Genomic DNA, 21,198 nt, shown 5'->3' on the forward strand with positions numbered 1-21,198 from the left:
GTCAGCGGGCTCCTCGCTTGCCGAGAACGGCGAAGGCGGTCTTCCACAGGATCAGCAGATCGAGGGTGAGGGACCAGTTCTCGACGTACCGCAGGTCCAGCCGGACCGAGGCGGCGGCGTCGAGGTCGGACCGGCCGCTGACCTGCCAGAGGCCGGTCAGTCCGGGCGTCACCAGCGAGCGGCGGACGGCATCAGCCGGCATCGCCGCGACCTCGCTGGCCAGGTGCGGGCGCGGGCCGACGAGCGACATCGACCCCGCGAGCACGTTGAACAGCTGCGGCAGCTCGTCGAGCGAGAAGTCCCGCAGGAGCTGGCCGATCCGCGTCACCCGGGGGTCACGCGCCAGCTTGAACAGCGCGCCGTGCCCCTCGTTCCGGTCCATCAGCTCGGCCTTGCGGGCCTCCGCGTCCACCACCATCGAACGGAACTTGAGCATGGTGAACGGCTTGCCGTCCCGACCGACGCGGGTCTGCCGGAACAGCACAGGGCCGCCGTCGTTCAGCTTGACCGCGATCGCGATCACCAGCAGGGCCGGCCAGATCACCGCGAGACCGGCCGAGGTGAGGACGACGTCGGTGATCCGCTTGATCACCCGCGGCCACCCGGTGAACCGGGGCTGGGCGACGTGGACGAGCGGCAGGCCGAGGATCGGACGGATGTGCATCCGGGGGCCGGCCACCTCGACCAGCCCGGGATCGACCAGCATCTCGACGCCGACACCCTCCAGCGACCAGGCGATCTTGCGCAGGTAGCTGTTCCGGGTGGCGTCGTCGCTGGTCACCGCGACGGCGTCGCAGCCGAACTCGCGGACCGCGCGGGTCACCGAGGACAGGTCGCCGAGGACCGGGACGTCGAGCTCGGCGTCTGCGTCGCCGACCGGGACGCAGGCGCCGACCACCGCCATCCCGTGGTGCGACTCGCTCGACAACCGCTCGTGCAGCGCGCGGACCGAGTCGACGCTGCCTGCCACGATCACCCGCCGCAGGTTCCGGCCCTGGCGCTGGGTGAAGTGCAGCGTCTTGCGGAGCACGAACCGGGCACCGAGGCTGAGCACCGCGGCCAGCGGGGCCGCCGTGAGCAGCAGGGCGAGCAACGTGTGCCCGTCCACAAGCTGGGCGGTGAAGGCGCCGACGACCACCACGGCCACCGCCGCCCGGAGCGGCCCGCGGAGCTCCTCGCCGCCGAACCCGACCTGGTTGTGGTGGTAGCCGCGGACCAGGGTGACCGCCAGCGGCCAGGCGAGCAGGCCGAGAAGGATGAGGCCAGCGGTGGTTGGGCTGTCGTGGCGGAGCGTGCTGCTGAAGAGCGTGGGGACGAGCGTCGCGATCGCGCCGAGGACCGCGTCGAGAGCGACGGTGAGGCCGATGTAGCGCCGGCTCCAGGACAGGAAGTTGCGGCCCGCGTGCGGCACGGGGTCGGCCGCGCGCCGCGCCCTGCCCGGGTTGGATGCGCGGAGCAGCGCCTCGGCTCCGGAGACGACGTCGGCCTGGGTGTTCTGCGCGAGCTCGGTCTCGATCCCGTCCGGTGCGAGGTCGACCGGGGAAAGCGTGAGGTTGCCGTGGTCGGCGCGGTCGGGAAGCGTCGGGATCTGCCCGGTCGGGCTCGTCGCGTGCAGCGCGCGGCGTGGCGTGTAGTCGCTGCCCGCCCGGTCGCTCGCCTGTGCCGAAGGGCTGTCATCCGCGCCGTTGCCGGTCTGCGCGCGCGCAGCACTCAGCACGGACCCGTCCGGTCCGACCATGTGTGTTTCCCCCGATGCGATTCATCGGTCCCCCGACCGAAAAACCAGGTCGGCCGCGATGCGTTCCTCGTCGTCGAGGCGTGCGACTCAGGGGTGGAAACTCGAGCTGACTGCCGTTGTGATCTCCCCCGAGAACGGCCGAGCGGTCGTAAACGTATCGCCCTGGTCAGGGGGCCGCTGGGGCGTTATCCAATCGTGACAATGATCCGGCGCTCGAACGGTCCGGCCGTGCCTGCAGCGCCCGAATTCCCTGCTCACATGGGAAAAGTCACCCGGGGCTTCGTCTGCCGGTTGCTTCCCCACCCGGTCCCAGGAGCTCAGTCCTCGGGGTCGAAGATCTGCTCGATCCGGAGACCGAAGGTGGCGGCGATCTTGAAGGCCAGCGGGAGGCTCGGGTCGTAGCGGCCCTTCTCCAGCGCGTTGACGGTCTGACGGGAGACGTCGAGCCGGGTGGCGAGGTCGGACTGGGTCCAGTCACGGTCGGCGCGGAGCTCGCGCAGGCGGTTCTTCACGGTCGGCCCGGGTCAGCGGTACCGGTAGCGGGCGATCGCGCTGCCGATCAGCCAGCAGACCGCGTAGACCGGCCAGACGTAGAGCCACGACAGGGTCGGCGCGCCGGCGCGCTCGAGCATGCCGTAGGCGAAGGTGATCACCGAGCCGGCCGCGAAGCCGACGGCCAGCGCCTCCAGCTGGATCCGCCGCTGCAGCTCGTCGGTCTCGATCAGCAGCCGGCGGACCGCCCAGCCCACCACGCCCAGAGGGATCACCGGGACCAGCACCAGCAGGTACCGGCCGACCCCGGTCGGTACACGCGGCAGCAGAGCCAGACAGATCGGCAGCAGGACCACGTAACAGGCCATAGCGACCGCGAACCGGATCAGGTAGCGACGACCGGCGCGGGCCGGGCTGGTCGAGGACGGCTTCGGCACGGTCACATCCTGCCGGTCGCCGCGAGGACCATCGGCACACCCAGGAACAGGGCGTCGATCAGCCAGTGCGCGATCACCAGCGGCCACAGGGTGCGGAACCGCCGGCGCAGCAGGCCGAAGACCAGCCCGGCGAGGAAGGTCGTGATCACCCGCGCCACCACGGCGTCGACCGACAGCGCGGACAGGCCGGCGTGCTGGAGCCCGAACCCGAGCGCCACCAGCACCAGCGCGGGCCAGCGCCCGATGCGCGCAGCGAACGCGGGCTGCAGGGTCCCGCGGTAGAGCAGCTCCTCGGCGAAGGCCACGGTCACCGGCATCACGGTCAGCGTCCAGAGCGCGAAGGGCAGCGAGGGAGTGGCCAGTCCGGTCGCGGTCGCCGGGGGAGCGCCGTGGTAGACGGCCAGGTTCCCCAGGTAGGTCGCGACCACGAACGCCGGCAGCACGATGACGAAGGCGAGCAGCCCGCGGGGCACCTCGCCGGCGCGGAACCGGCCCAGCACCCCGCGCAGGCTCCGACCGTCGCGCCTCAGCAGCAGGCCGAGCGTGAGCAGCGTGATCACGTCGATCGCGACGACGTGCAGGTCGGAGGCGGCGACCGCGGTCGGCCAGGCCGGCGACAGGTGCAGGGCCCGGGCGACGGCGTACGCCGCACCGTCCCCGACGAAGATCAGCGCGCAGCGCATCAGCAACAGCCCGAGCAGCACCACCGTCGGGACCGCGGCCAGGAGCGCGCTGTCCCCGGGGCCCGTTCCGGTCGCCGGCTCCGGACTCTGCTGGGTGGTCGGTTCCGCGACCGTGTGTGACATGGTTCCTCCTGAGGTCAAGGACGCTTGACACAAGGAAAGCACCCTTGACACCGCGTTGGCAAGCACCCTTTCCATTCGGTCCACCGGAACCCTGTCGGCCGGCGGTCGGTCGCGATACTGAACCGGTGACCACTGCCGGACCGCCTGCACCCGACGCCGTCCCGCCGATCGGCCCGCCGGACGCGTCCCGCAGCCCGCGCTACACCGGTCCGGCCACCTTCGCCCGGCTGCCGCGCACCGAGGACCTGCCCGCCGGCCGACCGGTCGACGTCGCCGTGCTCGGCATCCCGTTCGACACCGGGGTCAGCTACCGGCCGGGTGCCCGGTTCGGCCCGGCACACGTCCGGCAGAGCTCGCGACTGCTCCGTCCCTACAACCCCGAGCTCGACGTCTCGCCGTTCGGCGTCCTGCAGGTGGCCGACGCCGGAGACCTCGAGGTCAACCCGTTCCACATCGACGAGGCGATCGCCCAGATCGAGCAGGGGGCGGCCGCGGTCACCGCCGACGGTGCCCGGCTGCTCAGCCTCGGCGGCGACCACACCATCGCGCTGCCGCTGCTCCGGGTGGCGCACCGTCGGCACGGGCCGCTCGCCGTCCTGCACTTCGACGCCCACCTCGACACCTGGGACACCTACTTCGGCGAGCCCTACACCCACGGCACCCCCTTCCGACGGGCCTCGGAGGAGGGATTGCTCGACCGCGACCACTGCCTGCACGTCGGCACCCGCGCCTCGCTCTACGGCCCCGAGGACCTGCCCGCCTCGGCCGATCTCGGGTTCGCCACCCTCGGCTGCACCGAGCTGGAGCGGATAGGCGTCGACGCCGTCGTCGAGCGGATGCGCGCACGGCTCGGCGACCGTCCGGTCTACGTCTCGGTGGACATCGACGTGCTCGACCCAGGGTTCGCCCCCGGCACCGGGACCCCGGAGTCGGGCGGGATGAGCTCGCGCGAGCTGCTCGCCGCGATCCGCGGTCTGGCCGGGCTGGAGATCGTCGGGGCCGACGTGGTCGAGGTCGCTCCGGCCTACGACCACGCCGAGGTCACCGGGATCGCCGCCGCGCACGTCGCCTACGAGCTGCTCAGCGTGCTCGCCGCAGGACGGTAGGGCGACCTCCGCCCTCCGACGGTCTCACGGGCCTTCGCTGGGCTCGGACGACGGGCGTGGTGCTGGTCGGGACCGGCCCGGCGGGTCCAGAGTGTGCCCATGACCACCACCGATGGCGGCACGAGCAGCCGCGGGGCGCTCGAGGTCCGGTCGATCGACTACGTGCCGCTGCGCGAACGGCACGGCAAGACCTGGCACCTGGGTCCGCTCTGGTTCATGTCCAACGCCCAGATCGCCACCCTCGCGGTCGGACTGATCAGCATCACCGACGGCGCCTCGCTGTTCTGGTCGGTGCTGGCGATCATCGTCGGGGTGCTGGTCGGCACCCTGTTCATGGCCTTCCACTCCGCGCAGGGGCCGCAGCTCGGGCTGCCGCAGATGATCCAGTCGCGGCCCCAGTTCGGCTACCTCGGGGCCCTGCTGGTCTGGTTGTTCGCCTATCTCCAGTACGCCGGCTTCAACGTGTTCAACACCATCCTGGCTGGCAACGCGCTCAGCACCGCGACCGCCGGCTCGACCAAGCTCTGGGTGGTCGTGGTCACCGTGGTCGCGCTGGTGGTCGCGCTGGTCGGCTACGACCTGATCCACCGGGCCGAGCGGGTCCTGACCTACCTGATGCTGGTGATCTTCGGCCTGTTCACCGTCAGCCTGTTCCTGGTCGACTACCCGGCCGGGACGTTCGCCGTCGGCGAGTTCCACGCGGCCCCCTTCCTGGCCCAGTTCGGGGTGGTCGCCGGCTACCAGATCAGCTGGGCGATCTACGTCTCGGACTACTCGCGCTATCTCCGGCCCGACGTTCCGGTGCGCACGACCTTCTGGTGGACCTACCTCGGCTCCGCGCTCGGCGGCGGCTGGATGATGATCGTCGGCTCGGTGCTGGTCGCCTGGATCGGCGCGGACAAGTTCAGCGGCACCGGCATCCCGGAGATCGAGCAGATCGGTGACCGGCTGTTCACCGGGTTCGGGCCGATCGTGCTGATCCTCGCCGCGCTCGGACTGGTCTCGGTCACCGCGCTCAACATGTACGGCGGGTCCCTGACCCTGATCAGCGCGGTCGACTCGTTCCGCCGCGTCCGCCCGACGGTCGCGATCCGCGCGCTGATGATCGGCTTCACCGCCCTGCTCTCGCTGATCGGCGCGCTGGCCGCGAGCGACAGCTTCCTCAAGACCTTCAACGTCTTCCTGCTGCTGATCTTGTACCTGTTCATCCCCTGGACGGCGGTCAACCTGGTCGACTTCTACCTGGTCCGCCGCGGCCACTACGCCATCGCCGAGATCTTCAAGCCGCGGGGCCTGTACGGCCGCTGGGGCTGGCGGGGCATCGTCAGCTACGTCGTCGGCTTCGTGGTGATGGTGCCGTTCTTCGACCTGGGGGACCCCTACACCGGGCCGGTGGCCAAGGCGCTCGGTGGCGCCGACATCTCCTTCTTCGTCGGGCTGCCGGTGGCCGGCGTCCTCTACTACCTGCTGTCCCGTTCGATCGACGTGGCGGCCGAGCGGCGCGCGGCCGAGGCGGAGGCCGACGAGCTCGAACGGGCCGCCGAGCAGCACCAGACCGTCTGACCGCCGGCGGCGCCGGCGCATAGAGTGCCGACATGACCTCGCAGACCCAGCGCCCGCCCGAGGGGATGGTCGACTGGGAGGTGGCCCTGGCCACCGCACGCAGGCTGGTCAAGCCCGGTCCGCCGATCTCCCGCACCGGTGCCCAGCAGGCGGTCGCCGACCTGCGCCGGGCGGCCGGACGGGCCGAGAGCTACGTCGCCGAGGTCACCGGACTGGCCGCGCCGAGCGCCACCGCGCCGGTGCTGGTGGTCGACCGGCCCGGCTGGATCCAGGCCAACGTCGACGCCTTCGCCCAGATCCTCACCCCGCTCACCGCGCGGCTGGCCGACCGGGTCGGCAGTTCGGCGTTCGCCCCGATCGGCTCGCGGATCAGCGGCGCCGAGGTCGGAGCCCTGCTCAGCTACCTGGCACCCAAGGTGCTCGGTCAGTTCGATCCGTTCTTCCCGGGTGGACCGGGGGAGCCCGGCGGCCGGCTGCTGCTGGTCGCCCCCAACGTGGTGGCCGTCGAGCGCGAGCTCCGGCTCGACCCGGCCGACTTCCGGCTCTGGGTCTGCCTGCACGAGGAGACGCACCGGGTCCAGTTCACCGCCGTGCCGTGGCTGCGCGACCACCTCAACGCCCAGATCGCCGCCGTGGTCGACGGCACCGAGGTGGACGCCGCCGCGGTGCTCTCGATGATCAGGAACGCCGCCTCGGCGATCGGCGAGGCGCTGCGCGGGAACGAGGAGATCTCGATCACCGACCTGGTGCAGACGCCGGCCCAGCGCGGCGTGGTCGAGCACATCACCGCGTTGATGTCGCTGCTCGAGGGTCACGCCGACGTGGTGATGGACAGCGTCGGACCCGAGGTGGTGCCGAGCGTGGCCACCATCCGCAGCCGGTTCGACGTCCGTCGCGACGGGCGCGGGCCGGACAAGATCATCCGCCGGCTGCTCGGGCTCGACGCCAAGCTCCGGCAGTACCGCGACGGTGCCCGGTTCTGCCGGCAGGTCATCGAGCAGGTCGGGATGGACGGCTTCAACCGGGTCTGGACCTCACCGGAGACGCTCCCCACCAAGGACGAGATCGCCGACCCGGGGCTGTGGGTGGCCCGGGTGGGTCGTCCGGCGGTCGGCGACCCGCGGGACTGACCCGGGTGGCGCGGCGCGCGCTCGGTCCGGCGACCCTCCGGGCGGTCCAGGCCCTCGCGGCCGCCGCCCGCGACACCGCGGCGCCGCCGCGCTGGCTGCTCGGCTGCTCCGGCGGACCGGACTCGCTCGCGCTGGCCGCCGCGGCGGTCCGGGTGGCCGCCGGCCGGGACGACCTCCGGGTCGGGGCCGTCGTGGTCGACCACGGTCTCCAACCCGGCTCCGCCGACGCCGCTGCCCGCGCCGCGGACGCGGTGCGCGCGATCGGCCTGACCGACGTGGTCGTCCGCGCCGCCGGCCCCGGCCCGGCCGACGCGGGTCCCGAGGGGGCCGCCCGGACCGCCCGCTACGCCGTGCTCGAGGAGGAGGCCGCCGCGCGCGAGGCCGACCTGCTGCTCGGCCACACCCTCGACGACCAGGCCGAGACCGTGCTGCTCGGGCTGCTCCGCGGCTCGGGCCCGCGGTCGCTGGCCGCGATGGCGCCGCGCGCGGGCCGCCGGCTGCGGCCGTTCCTGGGGGGCGACGCTCCCGGGCTACGGCGCGCCGACACCGAGGCGGTCTGCGCCGAGCTCGGGCTTGACCCCTGGCGCGACCCGCACAACGCCGACCCCCGGTTCCGCCGGGTGGCCGTCCGCGAGCGGCTGCTCCCGGCGCTCGCCGCCCTGGCGGACGCCCCGCCGGACGCGCTGACCGACGCCCTGGTGCGGACCGCCGCCCTCGCCCGCGACGACGCCGACCTGCTCGACGAGCTGGCCGACGGGCTGGCCCGGGAGTGCCGGACCACCGAGCCGACCGGCCCCGCCGGTCTGCGCTGCGCCCCGCTCGGTCCGGCACCGCGTGCCCTCCGGACCCGGGTGCTCCGCCGCTGGCTGGTCGAGGCCGGCGCACCCGAGCCGGCTCTGGTCCACGTCCGGGCCGTCGAGGCGCTGGTCACCGACTGGCGCGGGCAGCGGTTCGTCGAGGTCCCCGGGCTCCGGGTCCGCCGGGCGGGCGACCGGCTGCTCGCGGTGCCCGCCGGCGCCGGGCCGAGCGGTGTGGGCGGTCCCGAACCCGTCTCGTAGGGTGTCGCCCGTGGACAGCGCGCACGTCGCCGACGATCTGACCCGGGTCCTCTACACCCCCGAGCAGGTGACCGAGCGGCTGCAGGCCGTGGCCGCCGAGATCGACCGGGACTACGCCGGTCAGGACCTGCTGCTGGTCGGAGTGCTCAACGGCGCGGTGATGGTGATGGCCGACCTGTCCCGCAGCCTCAGCATCCACTGCCGGATGGACTGGATGGCCATCTCCTCCTACGGATCGGGCACCCAGTCCAGCGGGGTGGTCCGGATCCTCAAGGACCTCAACACCGACATCTCGGGTCGGCACGTGCTGGTGGTCGAGGACATCATCGACACCGGGCTGACGCTGTCCTACCTGATCAGCAACCTGCGCTCCCGCGAGCCGGCCAGCCTCGAGATCATGACGATGTTCCGCAAGCCCGAGGCCCAGCGGAACGCGGTCGAGGTCAAGTACGTCGGCTTCGACATCCCGAACGAGTTCGTCGTGGGCTACGGCCTCGACTACGACGGCCGCTACCGGAACCTGACCGCGGTCGGCACGCTGGCTCCGCACGTCTACAGCTGAGCCGGTCGGCAGGGCCCGCGGGCCAGTCTCAACGAGCGGTACCGGGGCCCGGTTCCCGGCATCCGCGGAGCGGACCCGGGTTGGGTTCTGCCGCTAGCCTTGCCCCCATGTACGCTCGTCGGGCCGTCCCCGCCGGTCGGTGGACCGTGCGGCGTGACGTCGTGGCGCGGTTCCGGGTGTCAGCGCCCCGGCCGATCGCCCACCGCCCTCATCACTCGAACCGGGCCACTCCCGTAGGCAGGTCATGAACTTCAAGCGTGTGCTCCGCGGACCGTTGGTCTGGATCGCCCTGGTCCTGATCGCGATCGTCGTCGCCTTCCAGATCGTCAACAGCGCGGACGGCTACAAGGAGGTCCCGACCTCCCAGGTGATCTCGATCATCAACGGCAACGAGCAGTTGAAGAAGGTCACCCTCAAGGACGGCGAGCAGCTGATCCAGGTGGAGGTGGCCGACGCCAGCGACACCAAGCTGGAGGCCGACTGGGTCGGCAACCAGAGCGACACCATCGTCGAGCGGCTCAACCAGCGGGTGGCCGACAAGACGCTCGACAGCTGGGTCGGCATCAAGCAGACCCCGGGCTTCTTCACCACCATCCTGAGCACGCTGATCCCGTTCCTGATCCTCGGCGTCCTCTTCTTCTTCCTGATCAACTCCGTCCAGGGCGGCGGCGGCCGGGTCATGCAGTTCGGCAAGTCCAAGGCCAAGATCGCCAACAAGGACACCCCCAAGACCACCTTCGGTGACGTCGCAGGCGTCGAGGAGGCGATCGAGGAGCTCGAGGAGATCAAGGAGTTCCTGGCCGAGCCGGCGAAGTTCCAGGCCGTCGGGGCCAAGATCCCCAAGGGTGTGCTGCTCTATGGCCCGCCCGGCACCGGCAAGACGCTGCTGGCCCGCGCGGTCGCCGGCGAGGCCGGAGTCCCGTTCTACTCGATCTCCGGCTCGGACTTCGTCGAGATGTTCGTCGGCGTCGGCGCGTCCCGGGTCCGCGACCTGTTCGAGCAGGCCAAGGAGAACGCCCCGGCGATCGTCTTCATCGACGAGATCGACGCCGTCGGTCGGCACCGCGGCGCCGGTATGGGCGGCGGCCACGACGAGCGCGAGCAGACCCTGAACCAGCTGCTGGTCGAGATGGACGGCTTCGACGTCCGCGGCGGCGTGATCCTGATCGCGGCCACCAACCGGCCCGACGTGCTCGACCCGGCGCTGCTGCGTCCGGGGCGGTTCGACCGGCAGATCGCCGTCGAGGGCCCCGACCTCAAGGGCCGGCTGGCGATCCTCAAGGTGCACGCGCAGGGCAAGCCGATGGACCGCAGCGTCGACCTCGAGGCCGTGGCCCGCCGGACCCCGGGCTTCACCGGTGCCGACCTGGCCAACGTGCTCAACGAGGCCGCGCTGCTTACCGCGCGCAGCAACACCAACGTCATCACCGACGCGTTCCTCGACGAGGCCATCGACCGCGTGGTCGCCGGTCCGCAGAAGCGCAGCCGGCTGATGAACGACCGCGAGCGCCTGATCACCGCCTACCACGAGGGCGGCCACGCGCTGGTCGCCGCGGCGATGCCGGGCACCGACCCGGTGCAGAAGGTGACGATCCTGCCCCGCGGCCGCGCGCTGGGCTACACGATGGTGCTCCCGGAGAACGACAAGTACTCCAACACCCGCGGCGAGCTGCTCGACCAGCTGGCCTACATGATGGGCGGCCGGGCGGCCGAGGAGCTGGTCTTCCACGACCCGACCACCGGCGCCAGCAACGACATCGAGAAGGCCACCAGCCTGGCCCGCGCCATGGTCACCCAGTACGGGATGACCGAGCGGCTCGGCGCGATCAAGCTCGGCTCCGACAACTCCGAGCCGTTCCTGGGCCGCGACTACGGGCACGGGCGCGACTACTCCGAGGAGGTCGCGGCGATCGTCGACGAGGAGGTATCGGTGCTGATCGGCACCGCCCACCAGGAGGCGTTCGACGTGCTCACCGAGAACCGCGAGGTGCTCGACGACCTGGTGCGGGCGCTGTTCGAGAAGGAGACGCTCGACCGTGCCCAGGTGGCCGAGGTCTTCAAGCCGCTCAAGCTGCGGCCGAAGCGACCGGCCTGGACCGGCTCGGACAAGCGGAAGCCGTCGGACCTGCCGCCGGTCACCCCGCCGCCGCAGCTGAACGGGCAGAACGGGCGCTACCCGGGCTCGAACGGCTCCAACGGCTCGTCCAACGGGCACGCGCCCGGCGGTCAGCAGCTGCCGCCCGGACAGCCGCCGGCCCCGCCGCAGCTCCCGACCGGTGGCCCCGGCTACCCCGGCCAGCAGCCCGGTCAGGACATCCCCAACTACCCGCCGCAGGGCGCCGGCCAGCCCGGCGGCTACCCTCCCCAGGGCGCCGGGCAACCCGGCTACCCGCCGCACCCGGGTCCCGGGTACGACGGGGGCCCCGGCTACGGGGGTCAGCCGCAGGGCGGCCCGAACCAGGGCCCGCAGGGCGGCCAGGGCTGGCCCGGAGGTCAGTCCTAGGGAGAGCGGTGACCACGGGTCACCGGGTCGAGGAGAGGCACGTCGATGACAGGGATTGAGCAGCAGTCCCGGATCGACCCGATCACCAGCAACCACGAGACGCGCGGGTTCGACCACGACCGCGTGGTCGCCGCCGTGCGCGAGCTGTTGATCGGGATCGGTGAAGACCCCGAGCGCGACGGTCTGGTGGACACCCCGCAGCGGGTGGCCCGGGCCTACGCCGAGATGTTCCGCGGGCTCGAGCAGCGGCCCGAGGAGGTGCTGGCCACCACCTTCGACCTCGGGCACGACGAGCTCGTGCTGGTCAAGGACATCGAGGTGTGGAGCTGCTGCGAGCACCACCTGGTGCCGTTCACCGGGGTCGCGCACGTCGGGTACATCCCGGCGGCCAACGGCCGGATCACCGGGCTGAGCAAGCTCGCCCGGTTGGTCGACGTCTACGCCAAGCGGCCGCAGGTGCAGGAGCGGCTGACCAGTCAGGTCGCCGACGCGCTGGTCCGGCTGCTCGACCCCCGCGGGGTGATCGTGGTGCTCGAGTGCGAGCACCTGTGCATGACCATGCGCGGCGTCCGCAAGCCGGGTGCCAAGACGGTGACCAGTGCGGTCCGCGGCGGGATGCGCGAACCGGCCACCCGGGCCGAGGTGCTCAGCCTGATCAACGCTCAGCGTCGGTGACCCGCTCGCCTCTGAGCTGCTGACCCTCCCGGTTCTCGCAGGATCCTGACCCACCGGTCCGGCCCGGGTCGGCAGCGGTCCGGGTCGGCAGCGGTGCGGGTCGGGTCGTGGCTGGCAGGATGTCCCGGTGACCGTCTCAGCCGTGGTCGACGGGCTCCCCGACCCCGGCCGCACCCTGGTGATGGGTGTGGTCAACGTGACCCCGGACAGCTTCTCCGACGGCGGTGAGTGGCTCGAGCCCGAGGCGGCCGTCCGGCACGGTCTCGAGCTGGTCGCCGAGGGGGCGGACCTCGTCGACGTCGGCGGGGAGTCCACCCGTCCCGGGGCCGGGCGCCCGAGCCAGCACGAGGAGCTCCGTCGGGTGCTCCCGGTGGTCGGGGCGCTGGCCGCTGCCGGTGCGGTGGTCAGCGTGGACACGATGCGTGCCGAGGTGGCCCGTCAGGCTGTCGAGGCGGGCGCGCGGCTGGTCAACGACGTGTCGGGCGGTCAGGCCGACCCGGCGATGATGCCGCTGGTGGCCGAGCTCGGCGTCCCCTACGTGTGCATGCACTGGCGCGGACACGCGGCCGGGATGCAGCGCCGGGCCGTCTACGGCGACGTGGTCGCCGAGGTCGCGGCCGAGCTGCGTCGGCAGGCCGAACGGGCCGTCCGGGCCGGGATCGCGCCCGAGCGGCTGGTGCTCGACCCCGGTTTCGGGTTCGCCAAGACCGGTGAGCACAACTGGACCCTGCTCGCCAGGCTGCAGCGGCTGGACCTCGGCTTCCCCCTGCTCGCCGGCGTCTCGCGCAAGGCCTTCCTCGGTCACCTGCTGGCCGGGCCCGACGGCGCGCCCCGTCCGGCCCGCGAGCGCGACGACGCCTCGCTCGCCCTCACCACCGTGCTCGCCGGGCTCGGGATCTGGGGCGTCCGGACGCACACCGTCCGACCCCACCGCGACGCGGTGGCCGTCGTGCAGCGGTTGCTCGACGTCCGCTGACCGGACCCGGATCACCGATTCGGGGTCTGTCGGCCCATCCGGCTAGTCTGGCGATGCAATTCACAGCTGGAACTGTGCCCGGACACAGCCCTCCCGGGGCCGGCCCCACCAGCATCCCGAGCGAGCCGACCGTCGGTCGGTCCCGACCCGAGAGACGAGGTGACATGTCGGCTGCCGACCCCACCACACCGCCCGCGACCGGCGCCACGCCGGGCCGGATCGCCGTCTCCGGCATCGTCGGGACCGGGCACCACGGCGTCTTCGACTTCGAGCGCGAGCGCGGGCAGCGCTTCGTGGTCGACGTCGTCTGCCACCTCGACCTCGACGCCGCCGCGACCAGCGACGACGTGGCCGATACCGTGGACTACGGTTCGCTCGCCGCCGCGGTCAAGGCGGACATCGAGGGCGAGCCGCTCAACCTGATCGAGGCTCTCGCCGCCCGGATCGCCTCCACCTGCCTCTCCGACCCCCGGGTCGGGTCCGTCGACGTCACCGTGCACAAGCCCGGGGCGCCGATGCCGGTCGAGACGAGTGACGTCTCGGTGACTCTGACAAGGAGCCGACTGTGAGCACCAGCCCGAACCCCTACGCCATCGACGCGGACACCCTCAGCGGGATGAAGCCGCTGCGCAAGGTCGTCTACTCGGTCGGGTCCAACCTGGGCGACCGGCTGGCCAACCTCCAGGGTGCGGTGGACGCCATCCGCGACACCCCGGACGTGATCGTCGTCGAGGTCTCCAGCGTCTACGAGACCGAGCCGGTCGGCGGCCCAGCAGACAGCCCGAAGTTCCTCAACCTGGTGATCCTGGCCGAGACCACCCTCGAGCCGCGGACGCTGCTCGAGCGCGCGCTGGCCGTCGAGGACGCGTTCGGCCGCGAGCGGACCGAGCACTGGGGTCCGCGCACCCTCGACGTCGACCTGGTCGTCGTCGGGACCACCCAGACCGACCAGCCGGACCTCAAGCTGCCGCACCCGCAGGCCCACGCCCGCGCGTTCGTCCTCGCCCCGTGGGTCGAGGTCGACCCGGAGGCCGAGCTGCCCGGCCGCGGGCGGATCGCCGACCTGCTGGGCCAGGCCGACCTCTCGGGCATCGTCCGCCGTGACGACCTCGTCATCGACAACGACTGAGGCCCACCACCCGTCCGCACCCGGGGTGCGGTCGTGGTGAGCCGCGACGAGCGGGGGACCGCCCGGCGGTCCGGCGCGGGGCGCGGTTCCGGCGGCGGGTCCGGTCGACACCCGCGCGGTGGCGGGTCCGGGTCGGGTCGTCCCGACGGTCCGGACGACGGCCGGCTGCGCCGCACCCAACCGCGGGCGCTGCTCTTCGCGGCGGTGGTCGGCGCGGTGCTCGGCTGGCTCCTGGTCACCACCACCGACTACCTGGGCATGAGCGCGCCGCTCGTGCCCTGGCTGGCCCCGGCTGCGCTGTGGCTCGGCGCGATCGTGGTCGGCGGGCTGGCCTGGGCGCTGTACCGCCGGCTCCGGGTGCGACGGCTCCGGATCGACCCGAGCCAGGCCGTCACCTACCTCGCCCTGGCCAAGGCCTCCGCGCTGGCCGGTGCCCTGGTCGCCGGCGGCTACCTGGCCTTCGGGGCGCTCTTCGTCGGTCGCTGGGAGGCCGAGTCGCCGCGCGAGCGCGTGGTCCGCTCCGCGGTGGCCGCGGTCGCCGGGATCGCCCTGATGATCGCCGGGCTGCTGATGGAGCGCGCCTGTGAGGTGCCGCCCTCCGACGACGACGAGGACCCCGAACCGACCCGCTGACCCCGGACGCGACGGCGGGGACGTCCGCCGGCCGCGCCGGTCCCGCGGAGTGCCGTCGGCGACGTCCGGCCGGGCTTAGACTCCGCGCGTGACCGCGATCGCACCGTCCACGGCCGCCACCACCCGTGCCCGGGAGCGTGCGGCTCGAGCCCGCCGGCGCGCGGTGACCTCGGTCTGGCACCGCGCCGCACTGGTGGTCCTCCCGGCCGGCGCCCTGCTCTCGCTCGGTGCCGCGTTCGGTCCGGTCTGGGTGGTGCGCGCCGGCGTGCTGGCCGCACTGGTCACCGCCGCTGTCGTGCTCTGGCTCTGCCGGCAGGAGCTCGCCGAGGCCCGGGCCGACCACGCCGTCCGCTCCGACCGGGCCGCCGCCGACCACAGGTCGGCACGGGCCCGCACCGAGCGCGTCGCGGCGGCGGCGGCCCAGCAGGCCGAGCGGACCCTCGCCGAGCGGGAGACCAGCATCGCGACGCTCGAGCACCGGGTCGGTGAGCTCTACGCCGAGTCGGTGGCACTCAGCGGCCGCAACCACGACCTGACGATCCGGCTCCAGCTCTGCGAGGACGAGCTCGCCCGGCTGACCGCGCTCACCGCCGAGCGGCCGGACGGTCTGCGGGGGGAGGCCGGCGCTGCGGAGGCCGAGCCCACCGCCGAGGTCCGCCCGCTCCCGCGCCGGGTGCTCCGCGAGCCGGCGCAGCCCGACCCGGGCTGGGACAACCTCGAGGTCGACGTCAGCTGAGGTCCGGCCGGGGTCGCGGGGCGACCGGGACGGGCCGACCGGCCGTCACTTGTCGAGGTCGCCGACGACGTAACCGAGCGAGGCCAGCGCGGCCTCCAGGTCGACCACCCGGCACCCCGGCAGCACCGCCTCCCAGGCGGCCACGTTGTTGAAGCTGGCCGTCCGCAGCTTGAGCCGCCACGGCGTCCGCTCCCCGCGCGAGACCAGGTAGACCCCGGACCTGCCGAGCGGCGCCTCGGTGCACAGGTAGCCGTCGCCGTCGGGCAGCCGCAGGTTCTTGCCGGCGTCGACGCGGACCGGGCCCGGGAGGCCGCTGAGCCGCTCCGCACAGGCGGTGACCAGGGCTGCGCTGACCGCGAGCTCGGCAGCCAGCACCGCGAACCGTCGCCCCGCCCCGCCCGGGGGACCGGGCAGGGCCGCCGCCGGGAAGGTGCTCAGCACGTCGGCCAGCTCGGCGTAGGCCAGGTAGGGCGCCTCGATCCGCAGGTCGGCCACGCAGCCGGCCGCGCGGGCTGCAGGCCCGCTGACCCCGAAGGCGGCGACCAGGTCGGGCCCGAGTGCGGCGGTGGGGCCGTCGGACGGCGCCGACGACCCGGCCGGTCCCTCGCCGTCGAGCAGGGTGATCGCCGCGTCGGTGTCGAGCCGGTCCAGCAGCCGGGCGGCCAGGGCGGGCACCCCGTCCAGCCGGGCGGTCTCGGCCCGCAGCCACCCGGGGTCGGGATCGACGGCCAGGCCACCGACCTGGGTGACCATCGGGTGCACGCGGTTGCCGGTGAGCCCGGCCAAACCCACCCGCAGCCGCTCGCGGAGCCCGCGGACCTCGACAGCCAGGCCGGGGTCGAGCCGGTCGGTGAGCCAACCGAGGAAACCGAGGTGGCTGGCCACCCGGGTGTGCTCGGCCAGCAGGGTGCGGGCCCAGGTCGCCCGCGCCGGCACCTCGAGACCCAGCTGCTGCTCGCAGAGCAGCGCCACCGCGAGCTCGCCGGCGAACGGCGCGTGCCAGTCGTGCCGGTCGGCGAGCATGATCACCTGGCGGTAGTCGCGGACCTCGAACAGCTTCTCCGCGCCGCGGTGGAGGGCGCCGATCCGCACCTCGGCGCGCACCACCCGCTCGGCCGTCGGGTCGGTGGCGCCGTCGGTCCAGACCCGCAGCTCGAGCAGTCCGGCCCGACTCGGGTGGTCCTCGCCGAGGTCGAGCAGGATCGTGCCGTCGGGGACGGGGGCGGACGCGTCCGGGAGCAGCCCGGCGGCCGGCGACCCGACCAGCACCCGGAGCTCGCGGCCGGTGCCGCCGGCCGGGCTCACACGCCCACCCGATCCCGCGCCTGCAGCAGCCACCGGTACCGGCCGAACCCGGTGGGGGCGGTCAGCGCCGCGGCGGCGCTCCGGGCGGCGAGCCGCGCCAACGGTCGCTGCGGCAGCGCGTCCGGTCCGGCCCAGCGGTGCAGCGCCTCGCGCTGGCTGAGGTCGGCCAGCGTGGTCGCCCCGGCCGCTTCGCCCGCGGCCCGGACCGCGTCGACCGCCACGTCGCAGGTGAGGTTGCGGCGACCGTCCGGCACCGCGGCGACCCGGTGGCCGCCGGCGTAGGCCCGCAGGCTGCCGTCGGCCGGTCGGGTGTCGCGGGTGTGTCCGTAGTCGACGGCCAGCGCCACCCCGCCGCACCGGGACAGCAGCCGGATCGCGTCCGCCCAGGCCCGGTCCCGGCTCGTTCCGACCTCGACCCGCCGCGAGCCGGCGGCCGAGCGGTCCGGGGCCGGCCACCAGCGCTCGGCCCAGGCGAGCTCGTCGGGCGCGGCCGGCTCGAGCAGCAGCTCGGTGCCGGTCGGCCCGACCCCGACCCGCCGCCAGCCGTCCGGGTCGAGCACGGTGACCGGCAGCTCGTCGAGCCACTCGTGGGCGATCAGCAGTGTCGGCGGGGCGGCGGGACCGAACAACGCCGGCACCCGACCCTGTTCCCAGCCCGAACCAGGCGACCCGGTGCCGGCGTCGCGCCAGCGGTCGACCACCCAGCCGATCCCCGGACCGTCGACCCCGGCCCCGGCGACCCGCGTCGGTGCGAGCCGGAGGTCGACCCCGAGGCACGACAGCCCCGGGGACGACCGGGCCAGGGCGGTCAGCAGCTCGCCGTCGCCGGCGCCGAGCTCGACCACCCGGGCGATGCGTGGGTGTTCGTCGAGCAGGGCGGCGACCGCCGCGGCGACCTGCGGCCCGGTGGCCGGCGCGGTCCGGAACCCCTCGGCGACGCCGTGAGCCCGCCAGTAGCCGGCGGGTCCGGTGGCGGCGCGCTCCCACATCTCGGCCCACGGCCCCGCGACCGGCGTCGAGCAGGCGTGGGAGAGCATGGCTCCTATGCTGCCTCGCCGAGCCCGTGCGGCGCGCCCCGGTCGTCCGGTGGGTCGCCCGTGCTGAACGGCTCGACCGACGTGACCCCTGCGAGGACGGGCGACGCGCCCGCACCGGCCGAGCCGCCAGTGGCCCCGACCCTGCCCGAGCTGCCCGAGCTCCCGGACGTCCCGGCCCGGCTCGCCTCGGACGGACCCGGCTGGCACCGCGAGGTGGACGTCGTGGTGGTCGGTTCCGGGGTGGCCGGCCTCACCGTGGCCCTCGAGTCGGCCGACCTGGGACGGGTGCTCGTGGTGACCAAGGACGTCCTGGCCACCGGGTCGACGCCGTGGGCACAGGGAGGCATCGCCTTCGTCCACGACCGCGGCGACAGCGTCGCCCAGCACGTCCGCGACACCCTGATCGCCGGGGCGGGCCTGTGCGAGCCGGCGGCCGTCGAGGTGCTGGTCTCCGAGGGCCCGGACGCCGTCGCCGAGCTGATCGAGCGCGGGGCCCGGTTCGATCGCGACCTCGCCGGCGACCTGCTGCTGACCCGTGAGGGCGGCCACCGGCACAACCGGATCGCGCACGCGGGCGGCGACGCCACCGGCGCGGAGATCGAACGGGCGCTGGTCGCCGCGGTCCGCGCCGATCCGCGGATCGAGGTGATCGAGCACGCGCTGGTGCTCGACCTGCTGCCGGCCGCCGGCGGGTTCGCCGCCGGGGTGGGCGGGGTGGTGCTGCACGTCATGGGCGCGGGCAGCCGGGCCGGCACCGGAGCGGTGTCCGCGGGCGCGGTGGTGCTGGCCACCGGCGGGATCGGCCAGATCTACGCCGCCAGCACCAACCCGCCGGTCTCCACCGGTGACGGGGTCGCCGCCGCGCTGCGCGCCGGCGCCGCCGTCCGCGACGTCGAGTTCATCCAGTTCCACCCGACCGTGCTCTACCTCGGTCCGGACGCCCGCGGTCAGCTGCCCCTGGTCAGCGAGGCGGTCCGCGGCGAGGGCGCGCGCCTGCTCAACGCGGCGGGCGAGGCGTTCATGGCCGACCGGCACGAGCTGGCCGACCTCGCGCCGCGCGACGTCGTGGCCCGTGCCGTGATGGCCGAGATGACCGCGGCCGGCACCGACCACGTCTTCCTCGACGGCCGGATGCTCGGCGAGGAGACCTGGCGGGTGCGGTTCCCGACGATCTGGCAGAGCTGTCGGCGGCAGGGGATCAACCCGGCCACCGACCCGATCCCGGTCGCCCCGGCCAGCCACTACTTCTGCGGCGGCATCGCGGTCGACCTCGACGGCGCCACCGGGCTGGCCAACCTCTACGCCTGCGGGGAGGTGGCCGGGACCGGCGTCCACGGGGCCAACCGGCTGGCCTCGAACTCGCTGCTCGAGGGGCTCGTCTTCGCCCGGCGGATCGCCGCCGCGCTCCGCCGGGCCGGGGCCGCGCCCGCCCCCACCGCGGAGGACGGTCGGGCGCCCGGGCTGGTCGACCGCTCGCTGGTCGCCCCGCTGCAGCAGGCGATGAGCCGGTGGGCGGGCCCGCTCCGCGACGCCGACGGCCTGACCGCCTGCGTCGTCGCGCTGCGCACGGCCGCCGCGCAGCACCACGCCGGGCCGGGGGCCGTTCCCGGGCTCGAAGCCTGGGAAGCCGGCAACCTGCTCACCGTGGCCACCGCGATCCTGACCGCGGCGCACGCCCGGCTGGAGTCGCGCGGTGCGCACGGTCGACGCGACCACCCGGCGACCGACGAGCGCTGGCGGCAGCACCTGCTGGTCGACCGGACGGCCGAGGGCTGGCGGCGTACCCCGCAGCCGTTGCTGCCCGGCCCCGTCCGCTGACCGCCCGACCCGATCCAGTCCCGATCCAGTCCCGACGAGAGAGCGCCCGGGCACGCCCGGCGGAGGAGTGACGTGAGCGAACAGGCCGTGCCCGCGACCGGCAGCACCTGGACCGGTGTCGACGACGTCCGCGCGCAGCTGACGGCGGACGGACTCGACGTCGCCGCCTGCGAGCTGATCGTCCAGGAGGCGCTCGACGAGGACCTCGGCGGCCGCGGCGTCGTCCCCGACCTGACCGGCGAGCGGGTCGACGTCACCTCGGTGGCCACGGTCCCGGCCGAGGACACCGCCGTCGGTGACCTGGTCGCCCGGCAGCCCGGGACCGTGGCGGGACTGGCGGTGGCTGGACTGGTGTTCGCGGTCTGCGCCGGCGACCGCCCGGTCCGGATCACCGCCCACGTGGTCGACGGCACCCGGGTGGAGACCGGCACCGTGCTGATGACCGTGGAGGGCAACACTCGGGCCCTGCTGACTGCCGAGCGGACCGCGCTCAACCTGGTCAGCCTGGTCTCCGGGGTGGCCACCGCGACCCGCGCCTGGGTGGACGCCCTCGACGGCACCGGGGCCCGGGTGCGCGACTCGCGCAAGACCACGCCGGGCCTGCGGATGCTGCAGAAGTACGCCGTCCGGGCGGCCGGCGGGCTGAATCACCGGATGGCCCTGTCCGATGCCGCGTTGATCAAGGACAACCACGTGATCGCCGCCGGCGGCGTGGTGCCGGCCTACCGCGCGGTGCGGGAACGCTTTCCGGACCTGCCGGTGCAGGTGGAGGCGACCACCGCCGAGCAGGTCGACGCGCTGGTCGCCGCCGGGGCCCGGGAGATCCTGCTCGACAACATGTCGGTCGAGCAGATGACCGCGATCGTGTCCGCTCATCGCGAACAGGTCGTTTTCGAAGCCAGTGGCGGACTGGGACTCGCTAATGCGATCGAGGTCGCGTCGAGTGGCGTTCAGCTGATTGCCGTCGGCGCCATTACCCATTCTGCGAAGATCATGGATATCGCTTTGGATCTGCGCTCACTCACAGCGTGAATCGGATAGGGTGAGCGCGTCTCGCTCATCCGTGCCAATCGGTACGGACTTTCCAGCAGGAGGAAGCCCGATGGCTCAACGCGTCCAGATCATCCTGGAAGACGATTACGACGGCGGCGAAGCCGACGAGACCGTGACTTTCGGTCTCGACGGCGCCGACTACGAGATCGACCTCTCGGAGAAGAACGCCAACCAGCTCCGCGACGCCCTGGCGCCGTGGCTGGCGAACGCACGCAAGGTCGGCGGCCGCCGCCGACGCACGAACGGCGTCGCGGCCCCCGCGGCCAAGACCGCCACCAACGGGGCCGGCTCGGCGGAGATCCGCGCCTGGGCTCAGGAGAACGGCATGCAGGTCTCGGCTCGCGGCCGGGTCCCCGCGGAGGTCCGCGAGGCCTACGCCCGGGCGAACGGCTGAATCCGGCCGCTCGCCGGTGACACCGGGAAACACCGAGGACGCATGAC

21 protein-coding genes are annotated in these 21,198 nt (G+C 73.6%); 15 read left to right on the forward strand and 6 right to left on the reverse strand.

Annotation, left to right across the window (positions count from 1 at the left end; all coding sequences use genetic code 11):
* Position 1: 1 nt before the first annotated feature.
* The 4 genes from FHX74_RS01540 to FHX74_RS01555 form a co-directional block, all read right to left on the reverse strand.
* Positions 2 to 1,738: a sugar transferase gene (locus FHX74_RS01540; protein ID WP_182558326.1), complete on the reverse strand. Its 1,737-nt coding sequence runs from the start codon at positions 1,736 to 1,738 to the stop codon at positions 2 to 4.
* A 317-nt stretch (positions 1,739 to 2,055) separates the two neighbouring features.
* Positions 2,056 to 2,250 (reverse strand): helix-turn-helix transcriptional regulator, encoded by a 195-nt coding sequence (locus FHX74_RS01545; RefSeq protein ID WP_182558327.1) that lies wholly within the window; start codon positions 2,248 to 2,250, stop codon positions 2,056 to 2,058.
* Between the two features lie 12 nt (positions 2,251 to 2,262).
* The gene (locus FHX74_RS01550) at positions 2,263 to 2,667 is read right to left on the reverse strand and encodes a hypothetical protein (RefSeq protein WP_182558328.1); all 405 of its coding nucleotides are present in this window, start codon (positions 2,665 to 2,667) and stop codon (positions 2,263 to 2,265) included.
* Between the two features lie 2 nt (positions 2,668 to 2,669).
* Positions 2,670 to 3,473: a CPBP family intramembrane glutamic endopeptidase gene (locus tag FHX74_RS01555; RefSeq protein ID WP_182558329.1), complete on the reverse strand. Its 804-nt coding sequence runs from the start codon at positions 3,471 to 3,473 to the stop codon at positions 2,670 to 2,672.
* 125 nt (positions 3,474 to 3,598) lie between these two features.
* Here FHX74_RS01555 and speB point away from each other — a divergent pair, with 125 nt between their 5' ends.
* The 12 genes from speB (at position 3,599) to FHX74_RS01615 (ending at position 15,544) form a co-directional block, all read left to right on the forward strand.
* Positions 3,599 to 4,579 (forward strand): agmatinase, encoded by a 981-nt coding sequence (speB, locus tag FHX74_RS01560; protein ID WP_182558330.1) that lies wholly within the window; start codon positions 3,599 to 3,601, stop codon positions 4,577 to 4,579.
* Between the two features lie 99 nt (positions 4,580 to 4,678).
* Positions 4,679 to 6,142, forward strand: a complete 1,464-nt coding sequence (locus FHX74_RS01565) for a purine-cytosine permease family protein (RefSeq protein ID WP_182558331.1) — start codon at positions 4,679 to 4,681, stop codon at positions 6,140 to 6,142.
* Positions 6,143 to 6,174: 32 nt separating this feature from the next.
* On the forward strand, positions 6,175 to 7,272 hold the full coding sequence (locus FHX74_RS01570; RefSeq protein ID WP_235970080.1) for a zinc-dependent metalloprotease: 1,098 nt from the start codon (positions 6,175 to 6,177) through the stop codon (positions 7,270 to 7,272).
* Positions 7,273 to 7,277: 5 nt separating this feature from the next.
* A complete protein-coding gene (gene tilS / locus FHX74_RS01575; protein ID WP_182558332.1) occupies positions 7,278 to 8,330 on the forward strand; it encodes a tRNA lysidine(34) synthetase TilS in 1,053 nt (350 codons plus the stop codon).
* A gap of 10 nt (positions 8,331 to 8,340) precedes the next feature.
* Positions 8,341 to 8,892 (forward strand): hypoxanthine phosphoribosyltransferase, encoded by a 552-nt coding sequence (gene hpt / locus FHX74_RS01580; protein ID WP_182558333.1) that lies wholly within the window; start codon positions 8,341 to 8,343, stop codon positions 8,890 to 8,892.
* 244 nt (positions 8,893 to 9,136) lie between these two features.
* Positions 9,137 to 11,395: an ATP-dependent zinc metalloprotease FtsH gene (ftsH, locus tag FHX74_RS01585; RefSeq protein ID WP_182558334.1), complete on the forward strand. Its 2,259-nt coding sequence runs from the start codon at positions 9,137 to 9,139 to the stop codon at positions 11,393 to 11,395.
* A gap of 45 nt (positions 11,396 to 11,440) precedes the next feature.
* Positions 11,441 to 12,070, forward strand: coding sequence for a GTP cyclohydrolase I FolE (gene folE, locus FHX74_RS01590; protein WP_182558335.1), 630 nt, complete (start codon positions 11,441 to 11,443; stop codon positions 12,068 to 12,070).
* A gap of 181 nt (positions 12,071 to 12,251) precedes the next feature.
* Positions 12,252 to 13,046: a dihydropteroate synthase gene (gene folP, locus FHX74_RS01595; RefSeq protein ID WP_182558908.1), complete on the forward strand. Its 795-nt coding sequence runs from the start codon at positions 12,252 to 12,254 to the stop codon at positions 13,044 to 13,046.
* A gap of 164 nt (positions 13,047 to 13,210) precedes the next feature.
* Entirely contained in the window at positions 13,211 to 13,615 is a 405-nt protein-coding gene (gene folB, locus FHX74_RS01600; protein ID WP_182558336.1) for a dihydroneopterin aldolase, read from the forward strand.
* Positions 13,612 to 14,175 (forward strand): 2-amino-4-hydroxy-6-hydroxymethyldihydropteridine diphosphokinase, encoded by a 564-nt coding sequence (folK, locus tag FHX74_RS01605; protein ID WP_328823558.1) that lies wholly within the window; start codon positions 13,612 to 13,614, stop codon positions 14,173 to 14,175. The genes folB and folK overlap by 4 nt, the downstream gene beginning before the upstream one ends.
* A gap of 33 nt (positions 14,176 to 14,208) precedes the next feature.
* A complete protein-coding gene (locus FHX74_RS01610) occupies positions 14,209 to 14,808 on the forward strand; it encodes a DUF3180 domain-containing protein (protein WP_182558337.1) in 600 nt (199 codons plus the stop codon).
* A gap of 88 nt (positions 14,809 to 14,896) precedes the next feature.
* Complete coding sequence (locus FHX74_RS01615) at positions 14,897 to 15,544, forward strand: hypothetical protein (protein WP_182558338.1); 648 nt, start codon at positions 14,897 to 14,899, stop codon at positions 15,542 to 15,544.
* A gap of 45 nt (positions 15,545 to 15,589) precedes the next feature.
* Here FHX74_RS01615 and FHX74_RS19945 read toward each other — a convergent pair whose 3' ends face one another.
* Positions 15,590 to 16,849, reverse strand: a complete 1,260-nt coding sequence (locus tag FHX74_RS19945) for an NADH-quinone oxidoreductase subunit D-related protein (protein ID WP_220483373.1) — start codon at positions 16,847 to 16,849, stop codon at positions 15,590 to 15,592.
* A complete protein-coding gene (locus FHX74_RS01625) occupies positions 16,846 to 17,886 on the reverse strand; it encodes an SAM-dependent methyltransferase (protein WP_182558339.1) in 1,041 nt (346 codons plus the stop codon). Before FHX74_RS01625 ends, FHX74_RS19945 begins: the two co-directional genes overlap by 4 nt.
* 129 nt (positions 17,887 to 18,015) lie before the next feature.
* Here FHX74_RS01625 and FHX74_RS01630 point away from each other — a divergent pair, with 129 nt between their 5' ends.
* From FHX74_RS01630 to FHX74_RS01640, 3 genes are all read left to right on the forward strand, one after another.
* Positions 18,016 to 19,704, forward strand: coding sequence for an L-aspartate oxidase (locus tag FHX74_RS01630; RefSeq protein ID WP_328823559.1), 1,689 nt, complete (start codon positions 18,016 to 18,018; stop codon positions 19,702 to 19,704).
* 72 nt (positions 19,705 to 19,776) lie between these two features.
* Positions 19,777 to 20,736: a carboxylating nicotinate-nucleotide diphosphorylase gene (gene nadC, locus FHX74_RS01635; RefSeq protein ID WP_182558340.1), complete on the forward strand. Its 960-nt coding sequence runs from the start codon at positions 19,777 to 19,779 to the stop codon at positions 20,734 to 20,736.
* 70 nt (positions 20,737 to 20,806) lie between these two features.
* Positions 20,807 to 21,151: a histone-like nucleoid-structuring protein Lsr2 gene (locus tag FHX74_RS01640; protein WP_182558341.1), complete on the forward strand. Its 345-nt coding sequence runs from the start codon at positions 20,807 to 20,809 to the stop codon at positions 21,149 to 21,151.
* The last annotated feature ends 47 nt before the right edge of the window (positions 21,152 to 21,198 follow it).

It is taken from the genome of Microlunatus kandeliicorticis, assembly GCF_014137855.1.
Taxonomy (GTDB): Bacteria; Actinomycetota; Actinomycetes; order Propionibacteriales; family Propionibacteriaceae; genus Microlunatus; species Microlunatus kandeliicorticis.